Raw genomic sequence first — 6,688 nt, forward strand, 5'->3', positions numbered from 1 at the left:
GGTTCCAGCTTCGCCTCTCCTGCGTCGAGCCTCGCTGAACCGCCCGGTGAATCAGGCGATTTCGTAGTCCTCCAGCAGAAAGTGGGCGCCGTCGCGCACCGCGTTGCGCACCGTGGTGAACCACAGCAAGGTCGCTTCGCCGCTGGTATTGAAGCAGTGGGACCGTGACCCGGCGCAGCTGCCGGCGGCCTACCGGTGGACGAGTCGGCCCGTATGGGCCGTTATGGTTAGGCGCTTGATTCAGCTGTTGCCTACCACCGAGAGACGTCCTGTTGAGCGAAATTCGCCACCCTGCGGCATCCAGATCGATCGGTCTGCTCGGCGTCGGGGCTGCTCGCCCGGCCCGGGTGGTCACCAATGACGAGATATGCGCGCGTATCGACTCCTCCGACGAATGGGTCTATTCCCGGACCGGGATCAAGACGCGCCGCTTCGCCGGGGACACCGACACGACGCTGAGCCTGGCCGTCGAGGCCGGCCGCGGGGCGCTGTCCCAGGCCGGTGTCGACGGGTCCGGGGTCGGCGCGGTGATCGTGGCGACCAGCACCAACTTTCGGCAAACGCCGTCGTGTGCGCCCGCGGTCGCAGTCGCCCTGGGTGCGAAAGGTGTCCCCGCCTTCGACGTGGCCACCGGCTGTGCGGGATTCGGCTATGCGCTCGGGGTGGCAGCGGATCTGTTGCGCGGCCGCACTATCGACAGCGCGGTGGTCATCGGCTCGGAGGTGCTCTCGCGGACCATCGACATGGACGATCGCTCGAACTGCTTCATCTTCGGGGATGGCGCCGGTGCGGTTGTGCTTGGCGAGATGACGGCCAACGGCATCGGACCGACGGTCTGGGGCAGCGACGGCGAGAACTGCGAAGCGATTCGCCAGGACATCGACTGGATCAGCTACACCGAGGCGCCGGAGGGTCCCCGGCCGTATCTGCGCATGGACGGCAATGCGGTATTCCGTTGGGCGGCCTTCGAGATGAGCGGGGTGGGGCAGCGCGCCATTGCGGCGGCCGGACTGCAGCCGCACGACATCGATGTCTTCATTCCGCACCAGGCCAACTCCCGGATCAACGCGCTGATCGCCAAGAGCCTTGAGCTTCGTCCCGACGTGGTTGTCGCCAACGACATCGAGAACAGCGGCAACACCTCGGCGGCATCCATCCCGCTGGCCATGGAGCAGCTGCTGTCCGGCGGCCTCGCCAAGTCCGGCGACCTGGCCCTGCTGCTGGGATACGGATCGGGTCTGAGCTACGCGGCCAGCGTCGTCGCGCTGCCCTGATCAGCGGGTTTCGCCCAGCAGTCGCAGCGCCGCGTCGACCGCCAGCGCCGGGACGTCCAGGGTCTTGGATGCCAGATCGTGGCGGGCGCCGGTGATCTCGACGACGTCGTGCGGCGCGGGAATGAGCGCGGCGGCGGCGCGGATCTCCGCGCAGGTGCCGAAGCTGTCGGAGCTGCCGTGCGTGAACACCGTCGGCGCGCCGATCTGGGGCAGATGCTCGGTGCGGGTGCGTTCCGGCTTACCGGGTGGGTGCAGCGGATAGGAGAACAGCGTCAACAGGTCGACGCGTGCGTCGCCGGCGGCCACCACCATCGAGGTCTGCCGGCCGCCGTAGGAATGACCGCCGGCGATCAGCGGACCGTCGGCCAGGGCGCGGGCGTATCCGATCGCCTCGGTGATCCCATCTCGATCCCCGGCACCGGACCCCGACGGCGGGCCTTTGGGGCGGCGTCGCCGGAACGGCAGGTTGTAGCGGATCGCCAGGAATCCGCGGCGCGACCATTCGTCACACAGCCGCTGCAGCATCGGTGAATCCCGGTCGCCCCCGGCGCCGTGGGTCAGCACCACCACGCCGGTGGGGGTGCCGGCCGGGTGATGGGCGACCCCGGCCAGTTCCGGCAGTTCTTCGCAGCTCATAAGCCGTCGAGCCCCAGGCGGAACAACGGTGAGACGGGGCCGTGCCCGCGGCCCAGCGGGTATGCGGCGCGCAGGCACTCGGTCACCCAGCGTTTGGCGAACGCCACCGCCTCGGGCACGCTGAACCCGTGGGCCAGCGCGGCCGCCGAAGCCGCTGCAAGGGTGTCGCCGGCGCCGTGGTCGTCGGCGGTGGCCACCCGCGGGCCGGGGAACTCCAGGAAATCGGTGCCGTCATAGAGCAGGTCCGGACTGTGCTGCGCCGACGGCAGATGCCCCCCTTTGACCAGTGCCCACTGCGGCCCCAGCGCATGCAGCGCGCGTGCGGCCGCACGTTGGGTGGCGGCGTCCACTACCTCGATGCCGACCAGCAGCCGCACCTCGTGCAGGTTGGGGGTGACCAGAGTTGCCAAGGGAAAAAGCTTGTCGCGCAGCGCATCCAGTGCCGATTCGGCCAGCAGTGCATCGCCGTGCATGGACGCCGAAACCGGATCGACCACCAGGGGGACCGTCATGCCCAGTTCCCGCCAGGTGTCGGACACCGCGGTGATGATCGGCGCGGAGGCCAGCATGCCGGTCTTGGCGGCCTGGATTCCGATGTCGGGCACCACCGCGGCGATCTGGGCGGCGACGGTGTCCGGCGGCACCTCGTGAAAGCTTTTGACTCCCAAGGTGTTTTGGACGGTCACTGCGGACACCGCGACGCAGGCGTGAACCCCGAGCAGCGCACAGGTACGCATGTCGGCCTGTATGCCGGCTCCGCCGCCGGAATCCGAGCCGGCGACGGTGAGGATGCGTACCGGGGTGGCCCCGGGCGGGGCCAGTGGCAGAAACCCCACTAGGAGGAGATGGGCAGGTACACCCGGTTGCCGTGGTCGGCGAACTCGGCTGACTTCTCGGCCATGCCCTGTGCGATGGCGGCGTCGATGTCCTCCTGCGACTGCAGCCCGTGCTCGCTGGCGTAGTCGCGGACATCCTGGCTGATACGCATGGAGCAGAACTTCGGGCCGCACATCGAGCAGAAGTGCGCGGACTTGGCCGGCTCGGCGGGCAGTGTCTCGTCGTGGTACTCGCGTGCGGTGTCGGGGTCCAGGGACAGCGCGAACTGGTCATACCACCGGAACTCGAAGCGCGCCTTCGACAGTGCGTTGTCACGCTCCTGGGCGTGCGGGTGTCCCTTGGCCAGGTCGGCGGCGTGCGCGGCGATCTTGTAGGCGATCACCCCGTCCTTTACGTCCTTGCGGTCGGGCAGCCCCAGGTGCTCCTTGGGGGTGACGTAGCACAGCATCGCGGTGCCGGCCTGGGCGATGATGGCGGCGCCGATCGCCGAGGTGATGTGGTCGTAGGCCGGTGCGATGTCGGTGGCCAGCGGTCCCAGCGTGTAGAACGGTGCCTCGTCGCACCATTCCTCTTCCAGCCGGACGTTCTCGACGATCTTGTGCATCGGGACATGGCCCGGGCCCTCGATCATCACCTGCGCGCCGCGGGATTTGGCGATCTTGGTCAGCTCGCCCAGGGTGCGCAGCTCGGCGAACTGGGCTTCGTCATTGGCGTCGGCAATCGAACCGGGCCGCAGCCCGTCGCCGAGGGAGAACGTCACGTCGTAGCTGGCCAGAATGTCGGCCAGTTCCTCGAAGTGGGTGTACAGGAACGACTCCTGATGCCGCGACAGGCACCACGCCGCCATGATCGAACCGCCGCGCGACACGATCCCGGTGACCCTCTTGGCGGTCAGGGGCACATAGCGCAGCAGTACCCCGGCGTGCACGGTCATGTAGTCCACGCCCTGCTCGCACTGCTCGATCACGGTGTCGCGGTACAGCTCCCAGGTCAGTTTGGTCGGGTCGCCGTTGACCTTCTCCAAGGCCTGGTAGATCGGCACGGTCCCGATCGGCACCGGCGAGTTGCGCAGGATCCACTCGCGGGTCTCGTGGATGTCCTTTCCGGTGGACAGGTCCATGACGTTGTCGGCGCCCCAGCGGGTTGCCCACACCAGCTTGTCCACCTCTTCGGCGATCGAGCTGGTGACTGCGGAGTTGCCGATGTTGGCGTTGATCTTCACCTTGAACGCCTTGCCGATGATCATCGGCTCCAGCTCGGGGTGGTTGTGGTTGGCCGGGATCACCGCCCGCCCGCGGGCCACCTCGTCGCGAACCATCTCGGCGGGAAAGCCCTCGCGGGCGGCGATGAAGGCCATCTCGGCGGTGATCTCGCCGGCTTGGGCCCGCTGCAGCTGAGTGCCCCGGTCCCGCACCACCCCCGGGCGCGGCGGCAGGCCCCGGTGCAGGTCGATGTCGGCATGAGCGTCGGTGTAGGGACCCGAGGTGTCGTAGACGTCGAAGTGCTCACCGGTGGTCAGGTTGATCCGCCGAAACGGCACCTTCATGACGACGCCGCCGGGGGCTTCGATCTCCCGGTAGACCTTCTCGCTGTAGGGGATGGGCCCGGTGGTCACCTGCGGCTGAACTGCGACATCAGTCATGGTCTTCCTCTCCCTTGCCGGAATTACCCGGTCAGGTTCGTACGGTCGACGGCTCGGGCCGTCCTCTCAGCGCACCGGTTGCGCTCCCGCGGTTGTGTGGTGTGTGCACTGCGATCCGTGCACCTGCCACGCTATCTCAGCCGGGCAGCCTGCGTAAGGCGCTGTGCGGGGTGCTGAGCGAGGAAGCCGGCCGGGAATTAGGCAACTGATCATTTGCTTAGCTAATATATGCGCTCACGGTATAGGAAGCTGGGAGAGTCATGACGGCGCAGATCGAGCGGGAGAGCCTCGACGCCGGGGATCCGGGCGCTGTCGCCGAACAGGCCGCCGCCGGTCGCCGCCTGCGCTTGGACCGCGACCACCCCCGATACAAGTGGATCGCGTTGTCCAACACCACGTTGGGCGTACTGCTGGCCACCATCAACGGCTCGATCGTGCTGATCTCGATGCCGGCCATCTTCCGCGGGATCGGGCTGAACCCGCTGGAACCGGCGAACGTCAGCTATTTGCTGTGGATGCTGATGGGCTATCTGCTGGCCTCGGCGGTGCTGGTGGTGTTCTTCGGCCGGCTCGGCGACATGTTCGGCCGGGTGCGGATCTACAACCTGGGTTTCGTGGTCTTCACCGTCGCGGCGATAGCGCTGTCGATCGACCCCTTCGACATGGGCCGCGGCGCCCAGTGGCTGATCGGGTGGCGGGTGGTGCAGGGCGTCGGCGGGGCGATGCTGATGGCGTCGTCGTCGGCGATCATCACCGACGCGTTCCCGGCCAATCAGCGCGGCATGGCCCTGGGGGTCAACCAGGTGGCCGCGGTCGCCGGCTCCTTCGTCGGCCTGCTGATCGGCGGCGTCCTGTCGGAATGGGACTGGCGTGCGGTGTTCTGGGTGGGGGTGCCGATCGGTGTGCTGGGCACCGTCTGGTCCATGCGATCCCTGCACGAACTCGGGGAGAAGGCGCGGGCGAAGCTGGACTGGGCGGGCACCGTGACGCTGGGCCTGGGGCTGACGGTGGTGCTGACGGCCATCACCTACAGCATTCAGCCGCACGGATCTTCGCCGACCAGTTGGACGAGCCCGGTCGTGCTGGGTGCGCTGGTACTGGGCGTGGCGCTGTTGGTGCTGTTCTGCTTGATCGAACTTCGGGTTGCCGCGCCCCTGCTCGACGTACGCCTGTTCGCCGTTCCGGCGTTCGGCATGGCCAACGCGGCCGGCCTGTTGGCGGCGATCGGGCGCGGCGGCCTGCAGTTCATGCTGATCATCTGGCTGCAGGGCATCTGGCTACCGCTGCACGGCTACAGCTATGAATCCACCCCGTTGTGGTCGGGCATCTATCTGCTGCCGATGACCGTCGGATTCCTGCTGGCCGGTCCGGTGGCCGGTTCGCTGGCGGACCGCCGCGGTGCCCGCCCGTTCACCGTCGGCGGCATGGTGCTGATGATGGCGACGTTCGTGGGGCTGGTGCTGCTTCCGGTGAACTTCGACTACCGGGTGTTCGCGGCGCTGGTGTTCCTCAACGGGCTGGGCGGCGGGATCTTCACCGCGCCCAACAGCGCCGTCATCATGTCCAGCGTGCCGGCCGCTCAGCGTGGCGCGGCCTCCGGTGTGCGGGCCACCTTCTTCAACGCCGGCACGTCGCTGTCGATCGGGATCTTCTTCTCGCTGATGGTGGTCGGCCTGGCCAACACGCTGCCGGTGGCTCTGGACGCCGGGCTCCAGCAACAGGGGGTGCCCGCGGGTGTCGCCGAGCAGCTGGCCGACACCCCGCCGGTGGGCAGCCTGTTCGCCGCGTTTTTGGGCTACAACCCGATCGCCGAGCTGCTGGGGCCGTCCGGAGCGCTGGGGCAGCCCGGCGTCGACGCCGCCACCCTGACGGGGCAGAGCTTCTTCCCGCAGTTGATCTCCGGACCGGTCCACGCCGGGCTGGGTGTCGTCTTCACCGCCGCTGCGCTGATGATGCTGCTCGGGGCGCTCGCATCGTTGCGCACCCCCGGCCGCTACGCCTTCGAACCGGTGCGCCTGCAAAGCTGAAACGGCGTGGGGCGACCCGCAAAAACCACCCGTGGGGCGCCCGGAATACCGCAGGTGCAACGCCGGGGTGTCGGTTGGGCAACGGTGTGCCGAGACTCACCGGTGTCGAGTTGACCGGGCCTGGTGCGTGGTGCACTATGGACAGCGCAAGCACCTCGTTAGGTGAGGCGTCTGCACGGACACAGGCCACTGACCCCGAACGTCGAAAGACGCCCCGGGTCAGGACAGCTCCTCCCGGATTAAGGGTTGAGCCCAAGTGGCTTCCCGAATGG

General features: G+C 68.0%; 5 protein-coding genes and 1 riboswitch. Of the genes, 2 read left to right on the plus strand and 3 right to left on the minus strand.

All coding sequences use genetic code 11. The annotated features are described in order from the left end of the window. Nucleotides 1-272 precede the first annotated feature (272 nt). Nucleotides 273-1,274, plus strand: a complete 1,002-nt coding sequence (locus tag LI92_RS19055; protein ID WP_046321737.1) for a beta-ketoacyl-ACP synthase III — start codon at nucleotides 273-275, stop codon at nucleotides 1,272-1,274. Here LI92_RS19055 and LI92_RS19060 read toward each other — a convergent pair whose 3' ends face one another. Genes LI92_RS19060 through thiC form a run of 3 tightly spaced genes read right to left on the minus strand, consistent with a single transcriptional unit; the run spans nucleotide 1,275 to nucleotide 4,389 of the window. After that, nucleotides 1,275-1,910 (minus strand): alpha/beta hydrolase family protein, encoded by a 636-nt coding sequence (locus LI92_RS19060; RefSeq protein WP_046321738.1) that lies wholly within the window; start codon nucleotides 1,908-1,910, stop codon nucleotides 1,275-1,277. Continuing rightward, nucleotides 1,907-2,746: a bifunctional hydroxymethylpyrimidine kinase/phosphomethylpyrimidine kinase gene (thiD, locus tag LI92_RS19065; protein WP_046321740.1), complete on the minus strand. Its 840-nt coding sequence runs from the start codon at nucleotides 2,744-2,746 to the stop codon at nucleotides 1,907-1,909. The genes LI92_RS19060 and thiD overlap by 4 nt, the downstream gene beginning before the upstream one ends. Next, nucleotides 2,746-4,389 carry a phosphomethylpyrimidine synthase ThiC gene (gene thiC, locus LI92_RS19070; protein WP_046321742.1) on the minus strand — a complete coding sequence of 548 codons (1,644 nt, stop codon included), beginning with the start codon at nucleotides 4,387-4,389 and terminating at the stop codon, nucleotides 2,746-2,748. Before thiC ends, thiD begins: the two co-directional genes overlap by 1 nt. Nucleotides 4,390-4,649: 260 nt before the next feature. Here thiC and LI92_RS19075 point away from each other — a divergent pair, with 260 nt between their 5' ends. After that, nucleotides 4,650-6,416, plus strand: a complete 1,767-nt coding sequence (locus LI92_RS19075) for an MFS transporter (RefSeq protein WP_082109809.1) — start codon at nucleotides 4,650-4,652, stop codon at nucleotides 6,414-6,416. 147 nt (nucleotides 6,417-6,563) lie between these two features. After that, nucleotides 6,564-6,688, plus strand: a riboswitch (M-box (ykoK) riboswitch). This riboswitch is flagged as partial in the annotation.

It is taken from the genome of Mycobacterium sp. UM_Kg1 (assembly GCF_000972925.1).
GTDB classification, from domain to species: Bacteria; Actinomycetota; Actinomycetes; order Mycobacteriales; family Mycobacteriaceae; genus Mycobacterium; species Mycobacterium hiberniae.

Bases quoted from the DNA above. Each gene is read 5' to 3' on its own strand.
- LI92_RS19075 (WP_082109809.1), top strand. From the start codon at position 4,650: ATGACGGCGCAGATCGAGCGGGAGAGCCTCGACGCCGGGGATCCGGGC.
- thiC (WP_046321742.1), bottom strand. From the start codon at position 4,389: ATGACTGATGTCGCAGTTCAGCCGCAGGTGACCACCGGGCCCATCCCC.
- LI92_RS19060 (WP_046321738.1), bottom strand. From the start codon at position 1,910: ATGAGCTGCGAAGAACTGCCGGAACTGGCCGGGGTCGCCCATCACCCG.